Consider the following 753-nt stretch of genomic DNA (forward strand, 5'->3'; position numbering starts at 1 on the left):
CTCGGAAAATTTGCTGTAATCATCCGGCCTGTGGACATTAAGTTCAGAATTTTTCATTGTATTAATAATAAATTCAGGCGGGAATTTAATCGGAAGGTTGTCAACAATGAATTTTGCAGCTTCCTCAGGTTTCTCCTTTAATATTTTAATTCCAAGGTTATATGCATCAATGAATTCCTTGTCCTTTCCATTGAATATTGCGGCCCCGCAGCTACCAGGTATGTAAATGTTATATTTCTCAAAATATTTCTCAAGGCTTTCACCGCCCTCTGACATTGCCGGAACCACTGCAGAGTCAATCTCTCCTTTCTTCATTGCCTCCATGAGGTCATTTATTCCCTCATAATATTTGATTTCAACAGTCTTCCCAGTTTCACTAACGAATGCTCTAAACAGTATATCTGCCGCTCCGCCCTTTCTGGTTAATCCTATTTTATAACCAAGCTTTGGTATAACAACAGACAGGTGTTTTATTGTTACATAGCTTATGGGCAGGTTTCTTTTAATCAGTGAGACTGTTGAATCAAGTATAATATCTGCCTTCCCCTCCTTCTGAAAATCTATATCAATATCATCTCTCTCCATCTTGGCCGCCACTATAGGGTAGCAGACCGGTCCAGGTGCTGCAATTACTTTCATAATACTATATGGATAAATAATTTATTAATGTAATGTTTCACATGATAAAAACATAAATTGTAAATAGTAAATGATTTATGTATTTATGAATGCCATTTTTAATATTAAATTTTA

1 protein-coding gene is annotated in these 753 nt (G+C 35.6%); it reads right to left on the reverse strand.

What is annotated here, in order from left to right:
• The coding region (locus AOG55_RS04580) for a DUF3834 domain-containing protein (protein ID WP_055040960.1) at positions 1-639 on the reverse strand (639 nt) is incomplete at its 3' end.
• Positions 640-753: the final 114 nt, after the last annotated feature.

It is taken from the genome of Acidiplasma cupricumulans (assembly GCF_001402935.1).
GTDB classification, from domain to species: Archaea; Thermoplasmatota; Thermoplasmata; order Thermoplasmatales; family Thermoplasmataceae; genus Acidiplasma; species Acidiplasma aeolicum.